General features: G+C 43.5%; 19 protein-coding genes and 1 riboswitch. Of the genes, 15 read left to right on the top strand and 4 right to left on the bottom strand.

The window, feature by feature from the left end:
- Positions 1-15 precede the first annotated feature (15 nt).
- From AC2CZC_RS01225 to AC2CZC_RS01210, 4 genes are read right to left on the bottom strand one after another with little or no spacing between them, the layout of a single operon-like run.
- Positions 16-1,395 (bottom strand): AmpG family muropeptide MFS transporter, encoded by a 1,380-nt coding sequence (locus AC2CZC_RS01225; RefSeq protein WP_484583536.1) that lies wholly within the window; start codon positions 1,393-1,395, stop codon positions 16-18.
- 7 nt (positions 1,396-1,402) lie between these two features.
- Complete coding sequence (locus AC2CZC_RS01220) at positions 1,403-2,026, bottom strand: peptidylprolyl isomerase (protein WP_063360205.1); 624 nt, start codon at positions 2,024-2,026, stop codon at positions 1,403-1,405.
- A 15-nt stretch (positions 2,027-2,041) separates the two neighbouring features.
- Positions 2,042-2,608, bottom strand: a complete 567-nt coding sequence (locus tag AC2CZC_RS01215; protein WP_484583535.1) for a YajG family lipoprotein — start codon at positions 2,606-2,608, stop codon at positions 2,042-2,044.
- 2 nt (positions 2,609-2,610) lie between these two features.
- Positions 2,611-3,765, bottom strand: a complete 1,155-nt coding sequence (locus AC2CZC_RS01210; RefSeq protein ID WP_484583534.1) for a methyltransferase — start codon at positions 3,763-3,765, stop codon at positions 2,611-2,613.
- 40 nt (positions 3,766-3,805) lie between these two features.
- Here AC2CZC_RS01210 and AC2CZC_RS01205 point away from each other — a divergent pair, with 40 nt between their 5' ends.
- The 15 genes from AC2CZC_RS01205 to cobT all read left to right on the top strand — a co-directional run bounded on the left by AC2CZC_RS01205 (position 3,806) and on the right by cobT (position 17,478).
- Positions 3,806-4,387: an alpha-ketoglutarate-dependent dioxygenase AlkB family protein gene (locus AC2CZC_RS01205; RefSeq protein ID WP_484583533.1), complete on the top strand. Its 582-nt coding sequence runs from the start codon at positions 3,806-3,808 to the stop codon at positions 4,385-4,387.
- 59 nt (positions 4,388-4,446) lie between these two features.
- A complete protein-coding gene (locus AC2CZC_RS01200; protein WP_063360203.1) occupies positions 4,447-4,758 on the top strand; it encodes a BolA family protein in 312 nt (103 codons plus the stop codon).
- Between the two features lie 143 nt (positions 4,759-4,901).
- A complete protein-coding gene (fabV, locus tag AC2CZC_RS01195; RefSeq protein WP_484583532.1) occupies positions 4,902-6,092 on the top strand; it encodes an enoyl-ACP reductase FabV in 1,191 nt (396 codons plus the stop codon).
- A gap of 367 nt (positions 6,093-6,459) precedes the next feature.
- Positions 6,460-7,803 (top strand): Na(+)-translocating NADH-quinone reductase subunit A, encoded by a 1,344-nt coding sequence (locus tag AC2CZC_RS01190; protein ID WP_484583531.1) that lies wholly within the window; start codon positions 6,460-6,462, stop codon positions 7,801-7,803.
- A 2-nt stretch (positions 7,804-7,805) separates the two neighbouring features.
- The gene (locus AC2CZC_RS01185) at positions 7,806-9,005 is read left to right on the top strand and encodes an NADH:ubiquinone reductase (Na(+)-transporting) subunit B (RefSeq protein ID WP_039611692.1); all 1,200 of its coding nucleotides are present in this window, start codon (positions 7,806-7,808) and stop codon (positions 9,003-9,005) included.
- Positions 8,998-9,744, top strand: coding sequence for a Na(+)-translocating NADH-quinone reductase subunit C (locus AC2CZC_RS01180; RefSeq protein ID WP_484583530.1), 747 nt, complete (start codon positions 8,998-9,000; stop codon positions 9,742-9,744). The genes AC2CZC_RS01185 and AC2CZC_RS01180 overlap by 8 nt, the downstream gene beginning before the upstream one ends.
- A complete protein-coding gene (locus tag AC2CZC_RS01175) occupies positions 9,744-10,376 on the top strand; it encodes an NADH:ubiquinone reductase (Na(+)-transporting) subunit D (RefSeq protein ID WP_039611690.1) in 633 nt (210 codons plus the stop codon). Before AC2CZC_RS01180 ends, AC2CZC_RS01175 begins: the two co-directional genes overlap by 1 nt.
- Positions 10,377-10,386: 10 nt before the next feature.
- Positions 10,387-10,995 carry an NADH:ubiquinone reductase (Na(+)-transporting) subunit E gene (nqrE, locus tag AC2CZC_RS01170; protein ID WP_039611689.1) on the top strand — a complete coding sequence of 203 codons (609 nt, stop codon included), beginning with the start codon at positions 10,387-10,389 and terminating at the stop codon, positions 10,993-10,995.
- A 19-nt stretch (positions 10,996-11,014) separates the two neighbouring features.
- The gene (gene nqrF, locus AC2CZC_RS01165; RefSeq protein ID WP_039611688.1) at positions 11,015-12,241 is read left to right on the top strand and encodes an NADH:ubiquinone reductase (Na(+)-transporting) subunit F; all 1,227 of its coding nucleotides are present in this window, start codon (positions 11,015-11,017) and stop codon (positions 12,239-12,241) included.
- A gap of 99 nt (positions 12,242-12,340) precedes the next feature.
- Positions 12,341-13,372, top strand: coding sequence for an FAD:protein FMN transferase (locus AC2CZC_RS01160; RefSeq protein WP_484583529.1), 1,032 nt, complete (start codon positions 12,341-12,343; stop codon positions 13,370-13,372).
- 139 nt (positions 13,373-13,511) lie between these two features.
- Positions 13,512-13,724: a (Na+)-NQR maturation NqrM gene (gene nqrM / locus AC2CZC_RS01155; RefSeq protein WP_039611686.1), complete on the top strand. Its 213-nt coding sequence runs from the start codon at positions 13,512-13,514 to the stop codon at positions 13,722-13,724.
- A 47-nt stretch (positions 13,725-13,771) separates the two neighbouring features.
- Positions 13,772-14,371, top strand: coding sequence for a histidine phosphatase family protein (locus tag AC2CZC_RS01150; RefSeq protein ID WP_484583528.1), 600 nt, complete (start codon positions 13,772-13,774; stop codon positions 14,369-14,371).
- Between the two features lie 17 nt (positions 14,372-14,388).
- A riboswitch (cobalamin riboswitch) is annotated at positions 14,389-14,513 on the top strand.
- An 84-nt stretch (positions 14,514-14,597) separates the two neighbouring features.
- The gene (locus tag AC2CZC_RS01145) at positions 14,598-15,422 is read left to right on the top strand and encodes an ABC transporter ATP-binding protein (protein ID WP_484583527.1); all 825 of its coding nucleotides are present in this window, start codon (positions 14,598-14,600) and stop codon (positions 15,420-15,422) included.
- Positions 15,419-16,411: a FecCD family ABC transporter permease gene (locus tag AC2CZC_RS01140; protein WP_484583526.1), complete on the top strand. Its 993-nt coding sequence runs from the start codon at positions 15,419-15,421 to the stop codon at positions 16,409-16,411. Before AC2CZC_RS01145 ends, AC2CZC_RS01140 begins: the two co-directional genes overlap by 4 nt.
- An 11-nt stretch (positions 16,412-16,422) precedes the next feature.
- Positions 16,423-17,478, top strand: coding sequence for a nicotinate-nucleotide--dimethylbenzimidazole phosphoribosyltransferase (gene cobT, locus AC2CZC_RS01135; RefSeq protein ID WP_484583525.1), 1,056 nt, complete (start codon positions 16,423-16,425; stop codon positions 17,476-17,478).

Genomic DNA, 17,478 nt, shown 5'->3' with positions numbered 1-17,478 from the left:
GCAGGGAAGTGCACCTTAGTCTTGTTTCTTGTAGTCTGCCTCTATTGCATAGAGCTTATGACGAATGAAATAGAGAAATAGCAAAGAAGGGAGCACCATCAACGCAGTGATGACAAAAAATACTGCCCAGTTGCCACCTAACCAGTCGTCAATAACCACGCCACTGTAACTAGATAACACAGTTCTACCTAAACTGCCCAACGATGCCAATAGTGCATAATGTGTTGCGCTAAAGGTTCTATCGCAGAGCATAGAAATGAAAGCGACCATAGCAACCAGTGACCATGCTTGAGTAAAGCCATCAACGACAATGGCCAGGGCATAAAGTGACTCTTTTGGACCCGTAACCGCTATCCAAGAAAAAATCAAATTAGAGGCTGCCATTGCGACACCACTGATAAACAGGCCTTTGACTATGCCATATTTGTGGTTGAAAATGCTGCCAAGGAAAGCAAATACAATGGTAATGAGTCCTGTGCCTAGCTTTGAATACTGTGCTATTTGCGTATTTGTAAAGCCAATTTCTTTATAAAATACGATGGACATGCGCGCTAAAAATGCTTCGCCAATCTTAAATAAAAAGATAAAGGTCAAAAGCGCTAGTGCTGTTTTGATGCCATTTTTATTAAAAAAGCTGACAAAGGGCGCGACCAGCGTAACACCCAACCAAGCGAGTAACTTATTGGCTTTGGAATGGCCAAGTTGAGATAGTTTTTCTTCGTATGCTTTTTGTATTTGCGCTTGTGCTGTATCACGATGAGATTCTGGCTCTTTTGCTATTAAGGTAACCACACAAAGTAATGCCATTATGACAGCGAGTAGCAAATAAACATCAGACCAAGATATATTCGGCAGATCGGCTGCGAAAAAAGGAATTGCGCCAAGCAGGGCATAGCCGCTCCACCAACCAGATGTTGCCATAGCTGCAGCTGCTGTAGACTTTTCACTTTCTGATTGCGGCAGCACATCAATACGATAACCATCGATGGCAATATCGTGTGTCGCAGCAAACAAAGCAATTAAAAAACAGAGCAGTGCGGCGTAGAACAAACTCGTTTTTAAATCAATAAACGCCAGACATACGGCGCTTGCCGTAATAACGACTTGCCCGAGTAAAATCCAACTCCTGCGCTGACCCAGCATACTACCAAGCACGGGGAGCTTTAGTCTATCGACCAATGGAGACCACAGGAAATTGATGGTATAGGCGCTAAAAACAATACCAAACAATCCAATTAGACTGCGGCTAAGGCCTTCATCTTTTAACCACGCAGACATGACTGAACCAATCAGTACCCAGGGGAAGCCCTGGCTCATACCAAATGCAAATACAGTCAGTAGTCGTTTGTCTTTGTAATAACTCAGGTATTGGGAAATACTGGCTGATGTCATCATTGTTTAGTTAAAACTCTTCAGCTGGCAAGATATCGACGCTATGAATGATAACCGCTGTCTTAGGGATAAATGAGTAACCTAGCTTTTGATTGTAGCCAGTTTCCACTTGCATTATCTTGTCCAAGGTTTCATAACCATCAGTGACGTTACCAAATACCGCAAATCCCCAACCTCTACCTGGGTTTAAGTGGTCATTGTCATCCATATTAAAGAAGAACTGACGGGTACCCGAATGCGGCTTACTGTCTTGGTAGGCCATCGCGACAGAATACATTTCATTTTTTAGTCCGTTACCACTTTCATTGAAAATGGGTTTGCGTTCGAACATACCATCGTAGTCTTTGTCGTAGCCGCCACCTTGGATCACAAAGTCTTTTTCGTTGGCTTCATCACGTTCGACTCGATGAAAAACAGAACCTTTATAATCACCATTGACAACATAGGTTAAAAAGTTATTGACCGTCAATGGCGCGCGTGAGCGGTCTAGTTCTACAATGATTTTACCTAGCGATGTATTGATCTGAACTTTAGGGAATAGATTGTCTTTTTGGACGAAGCGTCCTTCTTTATTAGCTGCTTGTGCAAAGCTTGCTGTTACAATTAGGAAAGCAAAAACCAATATGCGGATCATGTTGACTGCCTCTTATTATTGTTGTGCGATGAAATCAATTAACTCTTTGTCTTTAATTATATGAGTAACAAGTTGCTGTGCGAGCATATTAAGCTGACCTTCCACCTTGGCTTGGTCGTGCTTTAAAGAGCCCGATAGCGTGCGAGTCCCCGTATATGACTTACTAAAAGTACCACTTGGTTTATTGACCGTCACTTTAAATTCAGCTTCGGCATTACTTTCATGCTTGCTGTATGTTTCAGTCACTTGCGCTAAGAACTTATCTATCTCCAGTGTAATCGTTGTTTTTGCTTCTGAAGTAATGTTTGCGTTATTCGCCACTAAGGCCTGTTTAAATACATTAGAAATAGTGACCGGCAAGTTTGCATCAGGCAAGTAAACTGCGGGCTCTGTATTCAACACTTTGACAGTAAACTTGGATGTTCTTAAATCCATCACTTTGACATTGATAGGCATGTTAAGCTGGACAACTTGACCTTCGGAATATTGTGGATTCATGATCACCGACTTTGGCGCGGCTGTGCAGCCAGACAATATAGCCAACATGCCTGCAGTTGCGAGAGAGTAGATAATTTTGGCCATGATTAGCTCCTTTTTATTACGCTTAATACGGTAAATTTTTTATTATTGCCCAGCACCTTACAATTACCAAAAAGGCGCTGCAACTTATCTTGATAATCCAAATGACGATTTCCAATGATCCTGAGCTCGCCGCCATTGCGCAGTGTATATTTAGCCTGTAAAAACATTTGCCAAGCAATGTGGTCTGTGATGGCTTGTGCTTGGTGGAATGGCGGATTACACAGCACTAAATCTGCGCAGTTCGGAGTAAAATCGGTTAAACAGTCGTTGTGTACAAACTGGCAATCGCTCAGTCTGGTAGGTAGATTGTCTGCTACGTTCTGGCGAGCACTTGCTACAGCCATCGCAGACTCATCCACAAAGGTGACTTTTGCATTGGGCATCCGGTTTAATGTTTGCAGTCCAATCACGCCATTACCACATCCCAAATCAATGATGTTGAGTGCCTTTTTACCTGCAGGCAGGTAGTTAAAGAAAAACCGTGCGCCAATATCCAAGGAGTCACGTGAAAAGACATTGGCGTGATTGGTGATGGTCATCTCTGTGTTTTCTAATGACCAAGATACTGGAAACTTGCAAGCAACGGGCTTGTTGGTTGTTTTAGAGAAAATTAATCGAGACTTTTTAACGGCCAAACTGGTTTTTGGTTCGTAGATAAAATGGTTAAACGACTTTAGTGTCGAGGTATGGATCTCTTTTGCTTTACCTGCGGCAATAACAGGGATGTCTGCGGGTAAGTGACTCAATTTTGCTAACTGGTGCTGTAAATAACCGGCATTTTTAGGTATTTTTAGTATCACTAAATCGATGTCATGGGGCAGCGCATCCAAGCTATCTAAAAATGAGATATGGGTATCTGGTAGCTGGTTTTCGCTCAGATTGTATTTACACGCTGCAGTGCTCACAAAAGAGTCGTTGACAAAATGAATGGCAGGGAGCTGATCATCATGTTGGTAAATAACGGATAGTGCGCAACTGAGTGCGCCAAAGCTGTCATTTAACACTAATATTTTTCGCACATCAGAGTAGTCTTCGCTGATGTGTTCAAGTAGATACTCGTCTGCGGCATCCCAAGCCTGTAAACTGCGATTTTTTTGTTCTAGAGGAAATCGATGTAAAGTAAATGGGCGATTAGCCAATACCGCGTCGGTTGTCATAGGTCTATATTTTTCACTAACAATGTGAGTGCATAATATCATGTCACAGCTGAACAAAGAATGTTTGCCTGAAGGCTTTACGTATTTTCCGCAGGTTATCTCTTTTGATAAAAGCTTGGCCTTATACGAGCACTTAACCACGAGTTTGCCTTGGCAACAGCCAAAAATTCAGGTCTATGGTAAATATCACCTTATCCCAAGGTTACAGTGTTTCGTTGCCGACCCGAGTGTACATTATGGTTACTCAGGTAAGTCATTGGATAATGTTGCATGGCTGCCCGCATTGGATGCCATGCGCCAGCGCTTAAAAAATCAATATGATAAATCTTTTAATGCATTGCTGGTTAATTGGTATCGTGATGGCATGGATACCATGGGTTGGCATAGTGACGATGAAAAAGAGTTGGGCAATAAGCCATTAATAGCCTCGGTATCTTTGGGTGCACCAAGATTGTTCAAAATACGTCATCGACAAACACGGGAAGTCACTTCTTTTGTGCTTGAAACGGGCAGCTTGTTGATTATGTCAGGAGACAGTCAGCACGATTATGAGCACAGTCTACCTAAACAAACAAAAGTCAAGCAGGGACGAATTAATCTGACATTTAGAACGGTTGGTTAATCTTAGTTTAGGGCGTATAGTATGCGGTGTTTAACAATATGATAGTAAAGAGTATGCCCATGTCTATGCAGCAACAAATACACACCAAGCTCAGTGACGCAATTGATTGCACGCACCTTGAGGTGATCAATGAAAGCCATATGCACAGTCGCGGGAGTGATTCGCACTTTAAAGTGATTGTTGTCAGTGAAGAGTTTTCTGGTTTACGTTTATTACCTCGCCACAGACGCATAAATGACGTACTGAAGTCTGAATTAGCCAATGATATTCATGCTCTGGCTATTCATGCCCATACACCTGAAGAATTTAGTGAGCAGTCTGAGCAAGTGCCAGCGTCACCAAACTGTTTAGGTGGGTCAAAGTTCGACTAACATCTGATCAGACCTGTATTTAGGTCATCAGAGATTACACTATACGCAATTTTTCTGGCACCATCTTTCTAACCCCTCAGTTGTTTGTGGTAAATGATGGGCCTAAATACTTGAGACAAATTCAAAATTTAGTAGGAAATATAATGGTAATTAAGCCGAAGATCCGTGGTTTTATCTGTACAAATGCTCATCCAGCAGGTTGTGCTGCACATGTTGAAGAGCAAATCGCTTATGTTAAGCAACAGGGCGAGTTAAAAGATGGTCCAAAAAATGTACTTGTGATCGGTGCTTCTACTGGCTATGGCCTAGCGTCTCGTATTACTGCGGCATTTGGTTCTGGTGCTAAAACACTGGGTATCTTTTTTGAGAAAGAAGGTACAGAGAAAAAAACAGCATCTGCTGGTTGGTACAACACCGTAGCTTTCCAAAACGCAGCTGACAACGCAGGCCTTTGGTCTAAAAACATTAATGGCGATGCGTTTTCAACGGAACTAAAAGAAAAAGCCATTGAAGCGATTAAAGCGGATATGGGTAAAGTCGATTTAATTATTTACAGCCTAGCTTCGCCGCGTCGTACTGATCCTAAAACAGGTGAAACACACAGTTCAGTGCTTAAGCCAATTGGCGAGGCAATTACAACTAAAAACTTAAACACGTCTAAGCGCGTTATTGACGAAGTGAGTGTTGAAGCGGCCAACGAAGATGAAATCGCTAACACAGTTAAAGTGATGGGCGGCGAAGACTGGGAACTTTGGTTAGATGCACTTAAGCAAGCAGATGTGCTTGCAGATAACTTTAAGACGACAGCTTATACTTATATTGGTAAAGAGCTAACATGGCCAATTTATGGTCATGCAACAATCGGTAAAGCGAAAGAAGATTTAGATAGAGCTGCTGCGGCAATTAAAGCGTCTACAGCTGCGCTCAATGGTGAAGCTTATGTGTCTTCTCTTAATGCAGTTGTGACACAAGCGAGTTCTGCAATTCCAATCATGCCACTTTATATCTCAGCTTTATTTAAAGTAACCAAAGAAGACGGCACATATGAAGGGACTATTGAGCAGATCCATGGTCTATTTAATGAAAGTCTGTACAGCGATAGCCCACGTTTTGATGACGGTGGTCACCTGTTCCAAAACTACAAAGAGCTAGAAGAGGGTGTACAAGCACGTATTCAGCATATTTGGGACACAGTAGATACTGATACGATTGATGCATTAACTGACTACGAAGGTTATCACAACGAGTTCTTAAAATTATTTGGCTTTGGTGTTGATGGTGTCGATTACGATGCTGATGTGAATACTATTGCTGAAATCAATAATTTAGTTTAATTATTGAACGGGTGGTGAAGCGTATTTGCTGCACCACCTTATATTTATCCCGCTAAACACACCTATCTTTTTCTCATTCAATACCACTTTGGTCTATATTGAATTAATCGCAATTAGCTGAACTGAGCTAAAACCATTGTTAAGTCGTATTAATTTGATAATTCTACTCGCATAGTCAGGGCGATTAATGTTAAAATTGCGGAAATATGTGAGGACTATATATCACGACGCTTGTTTTTGGTTGATTTGACTTTTGTCAAGTCTCTTTTGACTAGGCGAGTTCTTTGATACTGAAAACACAATGAGATAGCGGCCGTGATAACTAAAGATTTTTCAATTTCTTTCCGTTAATGTAATGCAAGTGCGTATGATCAACATAAAAAAAGGTCTGGACTTACCCATAGAGGGCGCACCACAGCAAGCTATTCATGATGGCGCTGCCATCAAACGCGTAGCTGTGCTTGGTGAAGAGTTTATTGGTATGCGTCCAACCATGCATGTTCGTGTGGATGACCAAGTCAAAAAAGGCCAAATTCTTTTTGAAGACAAAAAGAATCCTGGCGTCAAGTTTACTGCGCCAGCCTCTGGTGTAGTTAAAGAAATCAACCGTGGTGCTAAGCGTGTTCTTCAGTCTGTTGTGATTGAAGTACAAGGCAATGAGCAAATCACTTTCGACAAGGTCGCAGCTGCTGATTTAAGCAACTTAGATCGTGAGAAAGTTAAAGAAGTGCTTATTGAATCTGGTCAATGGCCAGCGCTACGTGCACGTCCATTTAGCCGTGTTGCTGTGCCAAGCGCAACGCCGAGCTCAATCTTCGTGACAGCCATAGATACTAACCCATTAGCCGCAGATCCTGCAGTGATCATTGCTGAAAACGTTGAAGCGTTTGAAGCGGGTCTAGCAGTGGTTTCACGTCTAACTGATGGCAAAGTATTTGTGTGTAAGCAGTCTGGTAGTAAAGTACCAAGCTCTTCGCTATCACAAGTAGAAGTACATGAGTTCGCGGGTGTTCACCCAGCAGGCTTAGTGGGTACTCATATCCATCATCTAGATGCAGTTAGTGCAGACAAGCAAGTTTGGCACTTAGGTTACCAGGACGTTATCGCGTTTGGTAAGCTGTTCCTAACTGGCGAGATCTACACTGATCGAGTTATTTCTTTAGCAGGTCCTCGCGTAAAGAATCCTCGTTTAGTTAAAACTCAAGTTGGTGCGTCGTTAACAGATTTAGTATCTGGTGAACTTGAAGACGGTGATAACCGAGTCATTTCTGGCTCTGTGTTAGCTGGTAAAACAGCAGCCGGCCCTCATGGTTTCCTAGGTCGTTACCACGTACAGGTTTCAGTTCTTCTTGAAGGTCGTGAGAAAGAACTATTTGGTTGGATTGCGCCAGGTAGTAAAAAATTCTCTGTGACACGTACATTCATTTCACACTTAGCACCTAGCCGTTTGTTCAAGTTTACAACGTCTACTGGTGGTTCTAAGCGTGCAATGGTGCCAATCGGCAACTATGAGCGTGTTATGCCTCTGGATATCCTACCAACGCTATTACTTCGTGATCTGATCGCAGGCGATCTAGATAGCGCTATCTCTTTAGGTGCGCTTGAGCTTGACGAAGAAGATTTAGCATTGTGTACCTTCGTATGTCCAGGCAAGTATGACTTTGGCTTAATCCTACGTGATTGCCTGACTACTATCGAGAAGGAAGGTTAAAAATGGCCTTAAAGAAATTTTTAGAAGACATTGAACCTCACTTTGAACCAGGTGGAAAACACGAGAAGTGGTATGCGCTTTATGAAGCTATCGCGACGGTTTTCTATACTCCTGGTTATGTAAACAAAGGCGGCACGCACGTGCGTGATAACATCGACCTGAAACGTATCATGATTTTGGTATGGATGGCGACGTTCCCGGCTATGTTCTTTGGTATGTTCAACATCGGTCACCAAGCGGCATTAGCGATTGGTAGTGGTTTTGACATCGCATCTACTTGGCAAGCTGGTATTTTCCAGGCGCTAGGTGGTGAGCTGACAGCAGATTCTGGCTGGGCAGCGAAAATGTTTTATGGTGCGTGCTTCTTCTTACCTATTTACGGTACAGTGTTTATCGTAGGTGGTTTCTGGGAAGTATTATTCGCATCAGTGCGTAAGCACGAAGTAAACGAAGGTTTCTTCGTAACTTCAGTATTATTTGCATTGATCCTGCCTGCAACCATTCCTTTATGGCAAGTTGCACTAGGTATCACGTTTGGTGTTGTGGTAGCTAAAGAAGTATTCGGTGGTACAGGCCGTAACTTCCTTAACCCTGCACTTGCTGGTCGTGCGTTCCTTTTCTTCGCATACCCAGGTGATATCTCAGGTGACACAGTATGGACAGCAGTAGATTCATTCTCTGGTGCTACATACCTAGGTCAAGCAGCGATCGGTTCATTAGATTACAACAACATGCAGTTGTGGTGGGATGCATTCTACGGCTTTATCCAAGGTTCAATGGGTGAAACGTCGACGCTAGCACTGGCAATTGGTGGTTTGTTCTTGATGTATGTGCGTATCGCGTCATGGCGCATCGTACTAGGTACATTCCTAGGTATGGTTGTGATGTCTACGCTACTGAACATGATCGGTTCTGACACGAACGCGACATTTGCTATGCCTTGGCATTGGCACTTAGTACTTGGTGGTTTTGCATTTGGTATGTTCTTTATGGCGACTGACCCAGTTTCTGCGTCTTTCACTGATAAAGGTAAATGGGCATACGGTGCATTAATTGGTGTTATGGTAGTGCTTATCCGTGTTGTTAACCCAGCATACCCAGAAGGTATGATGTTAGCAATCCTATTCGCTAACCTATTCGCACCGCTATTCGACCACCTTGTAGTGCAGTCAAATGTGAAGAGGAGATTGGCACGTGTCTAGTAACAATGAAACTATCGGCAAAACGTTAGGCGTTGTTGTTGGTTTATGTTTAGTGTGTGCAATCGTCGTATCTTTTGCGGCAGTTCAATTGCGCCCTCTACAACAGGCAAACAAAATTGAAGACGTTCAGCGTAACATTCTAGCAGCAGCTGGTTTTAAAGACGTTGAGAACGTTTCACAAAAGTACAGCCAAGTTATCGATGCACGCGTTGTTGACTTAAAATCTGGTGAGTTTGTTGACACAGATCCTAACTCGTTCGATTTCACAATGACTAAGTTCGATGCAGAGCGCAGCTTCGCAGTACCAAAAGAAGATGACCTTGCTGGTGTTCTTCGTATGACGCACGAATCGCCTGTATACCTTGCTAAAGATAGCAACGGTCAGGTTGAGTCTGTGATCCTGCCAGTGCAAGGTTACGGTCTTTGGGGCATCATGTATGGTTTCATCGCACTTGAGCTTGATACGAAAACGATTAAAGCAATCAACTTCTATCAGCACGGTGAAACAGCGGGTCTTGGTGGTGAAATCCAGAACCCTAAGTGGACAGCTACTTGGGAAGGCAAGCAACTACCTGTTGATATCGTAAAAGGCACAGCTGGCAACGATATTCACAAAGTTGATGGTCTATCTGGCGCAACACTAACTTCGAACGGTGTTGATAACACATTCAAGTTCTGGACAGGCGATAAAGCGTTTGGTCCATTCCTAGCGAAAGTACGTGAAGGGGCATTGAACTAATGGCTAATGCAAAAGAAATGAAGGAAGTCTTGTTAGGACCAGTCTTCGCAAACAACCCAATTGCTCTGCAAGTACTGGGTATTTGTTCTGCGCTAGCGGTTACTTCAAGCCTTAAAAATGCACTTATCATGTCACTTGCTTTGACTGTGGTAACTGCGTTCTCAAGCTTATTTATCTCGTTGATCCGTAACCACATTCCGTCAAGTGTACGTATCATCGTTCAAATGACGATTATCGCATCATTGGTAATCGTTGTTGACCAAACACTTCAAGCATTTGTTTATGCTACGGCTAAAGAACTAACGGTATTCGTTGGTCTGATCATTACTAACTGTATCGTAATGGGTCGTGCAGAAGCATATGCAATGAAGTCGCCACCGCTTATGTCTTTCTTAGACGGTATCGGTAACGGTCTTGGTTACTCAGTAGTTCTAATTACAATTGGTTTTGTACGTGAGCTATTCGGTGCAGGTGCACTATTTGGTGTTGAAATTCTTCCACTTGTTGCTGACGGTGGTTGGTACCAGCCAATGGGTCTATTAATTATGCCATTCAGTTCATTCTTCTTAGTTGGTTTCTTCATTTGGGTACTTCGTACTTATAAGAAAGACCAAGTAGAAGCGAAGGCATAAGGGGAGAAAGATGGAACATTATCTTAGCTTATTTGTAAAAGCTGTTTTCATTGAAAACTTAGCGCTATCTTTCTTCTTAGGTATGTGTACATTCCTTGCGGTATCTAAGAAAGTAACTACCTCGTTTGGTCTTGGTGTTGCTGTTATCTTCGTACTAGGTGTAGCTGTACCGGTAAACAACATCGTTTATCACGCAGTATTAGCACCAGGTGCACTTGAGTGGCTTGGTTTCCCAGAAGCTGACTTAAGCTTCTTGAAATTCTTGACTTTCATCGGTGTAATTGCAGCACTGGTACAGATCCTTGAAATGACTTTGGACAAGTTCTTCCCAGCGCTATACAACGCACTTGGTATTTTCTTGCCACTGATCACAGTAAACTGTGCGATTTTCGGTGCGGTAGCATTCATGGTTGAGCGTAACTACAACCTAACAGAATCAGTCGTATTCGGCGTAGGTTCTGGTGTGGGTTGGGCGCTTGCAATTGTATTGCTAGCAGGTCTTCGTGAGAAGATGAAGTATGCTGATATCCCTGACGGTCTTCGTGGTTTAGGTATTACCTTCATCACTGTAGGTCTTATGGGCTTTGGCTTCTTGTCATTCTCTGGTATTTCACTTTAATTAGCGAGGAAACTATACGATGGAAACTATTGTATTAGGTGTAAGTATGTTCATCGCTATCGTTGTGATCTTGGTGCTAGTCATCATCGCAGCGAAATCGAAGCTTGTACCAAGCGGTGACATCACAATCGGCATCAATGGCGATGCAGATAAAGCAATTACTTCAGCACCAGGTGGTAAGCTATTAGGCTCACTAGCTGATGCAGGTATCTTCATTTCATCAGCATGTGGTGGTGGTGGTTCTTGTGGCCAGTGTCGTGTACATGTTCATTCTGGTGGTGGTGATATCCTTCCAACGGAGCTTGACCACATTACTAAAGGTGAAGCACGTGAAGGCTGTCGTCTAGCGTGTCAGGTTGCAGTTAAAACTGACATGGAAATCGAAGTAGAAGAGTCTATCTTCGGTGTTAAAAAGTGGGAATGTACAGTTATCTCTAACGATAACAAAGCGACATTCATCAAAGAGCTTAAGCTTGGTATCCCTGAAGGTGAGGTTGTACCTTTCCGTGCCGGTGGTTATATCCAGATTGAAGCGCCAGCTCACCACGTTAAATACGCTGACTTCGATATTCCTGACGAGTATCGTGGCGACTGGGAGCGTTTCGGCTTCTTTAACCTTGAGTCTAAGGTTGATGACGAAACAATCCGTGCATACTCAATGGCAAACTACCCAGAAGAGTTTGGCATCATCATGCTTAACGTACGTATTGCGACTCCGCCGCCAAATAACCTAAGCCTACCTTGTGGTAAGATGTCATCGTACATCTGGTCACTAAAAGAAGGTGATAAAGTCACTATCTCTGGTCCATTCGGTGAATTCTTCGCGAAAGAAACTGATGCAGAAATGGTATTCGTTGGTGGTGGTGCAGGTATGGCACCAATGCGTTCACACATCTTCGACCAGCTTAAGCGTCTTAACTCAGACCGTAAGATGTCTTTCTGGTACGGTGCACGTTCTAAGCGTGAGATGTTCTACGTAGAAGACTTTGACGGCCTAGCAGCTGACAACGAAAACTTTGAATGGCACGTAGCACTTTCAGATCCTCAACCAGAGGATAACTGGGAAGGTTACACAGGCTTCATCCACAACGTATTACTAGAAAACTATCTGAAGGACCACGAAGCGCCTGAAGATTGTGAGTTCTACATGTGTGGTCCACCGATGATGAACGCGGCTGTTATCAACATGCTGAAAGATCTAGGTGTTGAAGACGAAAACATCCTACTTGATGACTTCGGTGGTTAATTAGGAACTTAGATATGATGATAAATCGTATTTAATAAGATTAAACCCCTAGGGCATTCCCTAGGGGTTTTTTTATATGCTTTAAGGATTAAAAAGTAGATGCAAAAACTCAGCTATTTATTCTCTGTTATTTTTTTGATGTTTTTTTTGTCCGCTTGTGGACAGCAGCAAACTCAACAAAAGCCGGTTGAAATTAACGGCAAAACCATGGGAACTACCTATAACATTAAAGTATTCCCCGGTCCGGTGAGTCTAGAGGTGCAGCGTTTTAAGCAAGAAGTGGATGAAGCGCTTGTGGCAGTTAACCAATCTATGTCTACCTATATTCCCGACTCAGAAATCAATCGCTTTAATCGCCTTGAGGCTAATACAGTAATGCCGATTAGTGGCGATTTTCGTGCCGTGATCGCAGAGTCTATTCGCTTAGGTGAGTCGACTAAAACCTTAGATGTGACTATGGGACCGCTGATTGATTTATGGGGCTTTGGTCCAGATAAAAGACCGACCAAGAGACCTTCGCAATCTGACATTGAAGCCATGCAAGCAAATATCGGTGTAAATAAGTTAGCGCTGACAGATGAAGGGCTGGCGAAATCTCTGCCACATCTTGAATTATCTTTTTCAGCGACCGCGAAAGGTTATGGAATCGATAAAGTTGCAGAGTTGATAGAGAAAAAAGGCTTATCTAATTATATGGTAGAAATTGGCGGAGAACTTCGTATCTCTGGCAACAAGCCAGATGGTTCACCTTGGCGAATAGCGATTGAAAAACCAGATGCACCAGCAGGACAGCGTCAAATTCACCGAGTTGTAGAGCCGGGCAATAATGCCATTGCCACGTCAGGGGACTATCGCATTTTTTACGAAATGGATGGCGAGGTATTTACGCACCTAATTGACCCAGGTACAGGTAGACCTGTGCGCCATGACTTGGTGTCTGTGACTGTGTTACATCCTTCAGCAATGACAGCTGATGGCTTGGCAACAGCGCTTACCGTGATGGGTACGCAACGAGCAAGAGCTTATGCTGAAGAGCATAATCTACCAGTGTACTTGATCAGTAAAACAGACGCTGGCCTAGAGACATTCTCAAGCACTGCGTTTAAGCCGTATTTAGATGTAAAAAAGTAATCAGTGGATTCGGTTAAATATCATTGCTTTTAGTGTGGTAAATTCATTCAACTTTGATGGATTTAGATATATAATATTGTCAATACACCGTCAGTTGCTTGGAACTTGACCAAGCTAGTTTATTGAGGGGCCTTTGCCTATGTCACTATTTATTCTTACCTTTGGGTTACTTATCTTGATCGCTGCAGCTATGGCTGTAGGTGTAATCGTTCAGAAAAAATCAATGGCAAGTAGCTGTGGTGGTTTAGGCTCAATGGGTATCGATAAAATCTGTGATTGTGATGACCCATGTGATAAGCGTAAAAAGCGTTTAGCCAAAGAGCAATCTTGGCGCGAAAACCAAATTCTATAATTAGATAAAAACGCAGGCTAGCCTGCGTTTTTATTATCTCCAAGTATATGCTGCAAACTCTTTACTTTGTTCGTCATACTGAAACGACATTATCCGGTAAGTTATTAGGGCAAACAGATCCTCCTTTAACTGAACAAAGTCAAAACCAATTACTCAAAACACTCCATAGTTTACCCAAGCCAAAACGTGTGCTCAGCTCGCCAAGACTGCGATGTCAGGTTGTAGCAAAAGCATTTTCAGAAAAGCTGGATGCAGAGTTCGCGGTCGTTAATGCACTGCAAGAAATGAACTTTGGTGATTGGGATGGTAAAAGCTATGAGTGGCTTTGGCAGCATACTCGCTCCCCGAGTGTTGGCGACTTTTGGCAAAACCCTTGGTTAGTAACACCGCCGCAAGGTGAGAGTATGGTCTGTTTTAATTCGAGAATTAAAGCTTGGTGGCGTACTTTCACATCTCAAAGCAGTGATGACACAATCGTCATTGTAACTCATGGTGGGGTTATGAAGCAGCTACTGGCACACTGGCTTGCATTGCCTGAGGGCGCTGTAAATCATTTAAACTGCTTTGAAGTTGGATATGGCAAGGTCATTCAGGTGTCAGTGTTCTATGATGAACAGGGGATTGCATGGCCTAAAGTTGTGTTTTAGCCATCTAGACTTCATAATACACAAAATTATTTCGACATCACTTGGGAATGAGGTGTAAACCCTCAGCTGTCCCCGCAACTGTAAAAATGATTGCATGACTACTCATTTAAAGCCAGATACCAAGGTTGGAATAAAGACTTAAGCGGGCGCACTTGGGTCATGTCATTTTACCAAGTCATATTTATGATACAGTGGTGTTTTGATGTGTGCCCCATGTAGAGGAATTATGGCGGCAACACCAATATCAGTCGATAGCTTACATCTAGTTATCAATAATAAATCAATTTTATCCAATATCAGCTTTTCAGTTGCAGAGGGTCAGTGTGTTGGTCTCATCGGACCTAACGGGGCTGGAAAATCCTCTTTACTACGATGTTTATACCGTTTTCAAAGTCCAACATCCGGTACTATCAGTATTAATGGTAAAGATGTAAGCGAGTATGACCGCCAAAGTTATGCTCGCAAAGTCGCTGCAGTGCTTCAAGAGATCCCAAGTCAATTTAATCTCGCTGTTTTTGATGTTGTTGCCATGGGCCTCACACCCCATAAAAGCTTATTTTCCAGCGTATCACTGCGTGACAAACAGGCAATCCAAGAAGCGCTATTAAAGGTCGGATTAACACATAAACAAAAGCAATCCTATGAGTCTCTATCAGGGGGGGAAAAACAACGGGTGATGATAGCCAGGGCTATTGTCCAGCGCCCGAGTTTACTCTTAATGGATGAGCCTACCAGCCATTTGGACGTGAAGTACCAAATCGAAATTATGGCGCTAGCTAAATCATTAGGGATCACTGTGGTCGCCTCTTTTCATGACTTAAATTTAGCCTCAGCCCTCTGTGACGCTATGTTAGTTTTAAATCATGGAGAGCTTGTTATTCATGGCACGCCTAAAGAGGTGGTGAGCGAGTCTATGTTAGCACAAGTTTTTGGTGTCAAAGCCGACGTGACCCTCCAAACATGTTCAGCAAGTGAACAAGAGATCCCACATATTCGTTATCAGTATCACTTATCGGGTGATGGCGAACTATCATCGAGGGGCCGAACATGAGGTTAGCTGCAAGCAGTGCATTGTTACTCGCATGTTTATTCAGCTTTGTGTGCGCCCTAAGTATCGGGGCAGTGCAAGTTGATTTTTACGATGTTTGGCTGGCTTTATGGTCATACGACAACACCCAGTTAGCACAAAAAATTGTTATCGAGCTGAGGTTACCGCGTACCGTTCTTGCATTTTTGGCTGGAGCTGGGCTTGCGACAGCGGGGCTGATTTTACAGACAGTCACACGCAACCCCCTTGCTGACCCCTATCTATTTGGTATCTCTTCAGGAGCCTCTTTTGGCGTGGTGTTGCTATTAACATTATTTGGCATGCAAGGTGCGCTTGCCATGTCTGGCGCTGCTTTAATCGGTAGTGTCTGCGCTATGTGTTTGTTGCTATTGATTGCATATCATAAGGGCACTGCGCAAATCGAAAATATGTTGCTAGCGGGCGTTGCACTGTCTTTCTTATTTAATGCATTTACGAGTTTGCTCTTGTATTGGAGCGATCCGCAAGCGGTTACCGCCATTATCTTTTGGAGCTTAGGTAGCTTCAGTCGTGCTGATTGGATGTGGATGTGGTTGCCTGCTGTTGTGGTGCTAAGCGGAATTATGACCGTTGTTTGCTTTAGGCGGCATTTAAATGCGTTGCTATTAGGTGATGAAAGTGCGGTAACTTTAGGCGTTAATGTACACAGGTTGCGCTTGGGCATGTTATTGGTGAGCTCTTTGATAACGGCTGTGTTAGTCGCAGCATGTGGCGGAGTCGGCTTTGTTGGCTTAATGATCCCACACATAGTGCGGTTTTTTATCTCTCAAGCGCGTGTATTAGGCATGCTAGTCACGGCTTTAAGCGGTGGATTATTGATGCTGTGGGTGGACGTGTTAGCCCGAATAATCATAGAAAACCAAGAATTGCCTATTGGTGTGATTACTGCGGCCATAGGTAGCGTCTTTTTCTTATCTTTACTTATGTTTCGCAAGCGAGCGGCAAGTATTTAACAGAGGCCCATATGATCCCTGCTTTAGATTTAACACACAGTGATTTTGTACAGCAAAAACTTGACTTAAAAACAAAGCCTCAAGGCTCATTGGGTAAGTTAGAGGCACTGGCAAAGCAGCTGGTGTTGATTTACGCACAAGGCATGTCAAAAGAGACAATGGCCGCGCAACATTTTAGTATTGAAAATCCATCAGTCAGTATTTTTGCCGGCGACCATGGCATTGCCAGTGAAGGCGTCTCTATTGCACCGAGTGAAGTCACCGGTCAAATGGTGGCTAACTTTGCCGGTGGCGGTGCTGCGATTTGCGTGTTAGCCCGTCAGTTGGGCTGGCGTCTAAATATAGTGGATTGCGGTATTCTTAAGTCTGTTCAAAACAGTCACGTGATTGACAGCAGGCTTGGGGCAACGACTGCATCTTTTCATTTGCAAGCGGCGATGAATGAGTCTCAGTTGGCGCAAGGTCTTGATAATGCCAAGCAGCTTGTGGCAGCAGAGTTGGACGTGGGCTGTAATTTATTTGCGTTTGGTGAAATGGGGATAGGTAACACCACGTCTGCTGCGGCCATTTTTTCTGCGCTTTGTAATTTGCCGCCGAAAGCAACTGTCGGACAGGGCACTGGCGTAAGCCAAGATATTGTCGCGAAAAAACAGCTGCTGATTGAGCAGGCGCTTGCCCTTCATCAGTTGGACTGCAATGACCCGAAACAGATTTTACAAAGCGTTGGCGGATTTGAAATTGCCCACATGGTTGGTGCTATGCTCGCTGTCGCTGAGGCGCAAAAACCAATTTTAGTGGATGGTTTTATTGCGACAGCTGCGGCTATGTTGGCCATTTCGATGGCGCCCAACGCGAAGCAATATATGGTGTTTGCGCATTGTTCCAACGAACAAGGGCATAAGAAGATGCTAGAGTGGCTGCAAGTAGAGCCATTACTGCAGTTAGATATGCGCTTAGGAGAAGGAAGCGGTGCGGCGTTAGCACTGCCTATCATTCAAAGTGCATTGGCGATTTATAACGATATGGCAAGTTTTTCTCAAGCGCAAGTAACCCAGGTTGTTGGCTGA

It is taken from the genome of Pseudoalteromonas sp. MMG033 (assembly GCF_057197785.1).
Note: the sequence above shows the minus strand (reverse complement) of the source record. Positions and strands in the feature narration are given on the sequence as shown.

Excerpts from the sequence above, each read along its gene's own strand:
- AC2CZC_RS01225 (WP_484583536.1), bottom strand. The coding sequence starts at position 1,395 with ATGATGACATCAGCCAGTATTTCCCAATACCTGAGTTATTACAAAGAC.
- AC2CZC_RS01220 (WP_063360205.1), bottom strand. The coding sequence starts at position 2,026 with ATGATCCGCATATTGGTTTTTGCTTTCCTAATTGTAACAGCAAGCTTT.
- AC2CZC_RS01215 (WP_484583535.1), bottom strand. The coding sequence starts at position 2,608 with ATGGCCAAAATTATCTACTCTCTCGCAACTGCAGGCATGTTGGCTATA.
- AC2CZC_RS01210 (WP_484583534.1), bottom strand. The coding sequence starts at position 3,765 with ATGACAACCGACGCGGTATTGGCTAATCGCCCATTTACTTTACATCGA.
- AC2CZC_RS01205 (WP_484583533.1), top strand. The coding sequence starts at position 3,806 with ATGTCACAGCTGAACAAAGAATGTTTGCCTGAAGGCTTTACGTATTTT.
- AC2CZC_RS01200 (WP_063360203.1), top strand. The coding sequence starts at position 4,447 with ATGTCTATGCAGCAACAAATACACACCAAGCTCAGTGACGCAATTGAT.
- fabV (WP_484583532.1), top strand. The coding sequence starts at position 4,902 with ATGGTAATTAAGCCGAAGATCCGTGGTTTTATCTGTACAAATGCTCAT.
- AC2CZC_RS01190 (WP_484583531.1), top strand. The coding sequence starts at position 6,460 with ATGATCAACATAAAAAAAGGTCTGGACTTACCCATAGAGGGCGCACCA.
- AC2CZC_RS01185 (WP_039611692.1), top strand. The coding sequence starts at position 7,806 with ATGGCCTTAAAGAAATTTTTAGAAGACATTGAACCTCACTTTGAACCA.
- AC2CZC_RS01175 (WP_039611690.1), top strand. The coding sequence starts at position 9,744 with ATGGCTAATGCAAAAGAAATGAAGGAAGTCTTGTTAGGACCAGTCTTC.
- nqrE (WP_039611689.1), top strand. The coding sequence starts at position 10,387 with ATGGAACATTATCTTAGCTTATTTGTAAAAGCTGTTTTCATTGAAAAC.
- nqrF (WP_039611688.1), top strand. The coding sequence starts at position 11,015 with ATGGAAACTATTGTATTAGGTGTAAGTATGTTCATCGCTATCGTTGTG.
- AC2CZC_RS01160 (WP_484583529.1), top strand. The coding sequence starts at position 12,341 with ATGCAAAAACTCAGCTATTTATTCTCTGTTATTTTTTTGATGTTTTTT.
- nqrM (WP_039611686.1), top strand. The coding sequence starts at position 13,512 with ATGTCACTATTTATTCTTACCTTTGGGTTACTTATCTTGATCGCTGCA.
- AC2CZC_RS01150 (WP_484583528.1), top strand. The coding sequence starts at position 13,772 with ATGCTGCAAACTCTTTACTTTGTTCGTCATACTGAAACGACATTATCC.
- AC2CZC_RS01145 (WP_484583527.1), top strand. The coding sequence starts at position 14,598 with ATGGCGGCAACACCAATATCAGTCGATAGCTTACATCTAGTTATCAAT.
- AC2CZC_RS01140 (WP_484583526.1), top strand. The coding sequence starts at position 15,419 with ATGAGGTTAGCTGCAAGCAGTGCATTGTTACTCGCATGTTTATTCAGC.
- cobT (WP_484583525.1), top strand. The coding sequence starts at position 16,423 with ATGATCCCTGCTTTAGATTTAACACACAGTGATTTTGTACAGCAAAAA.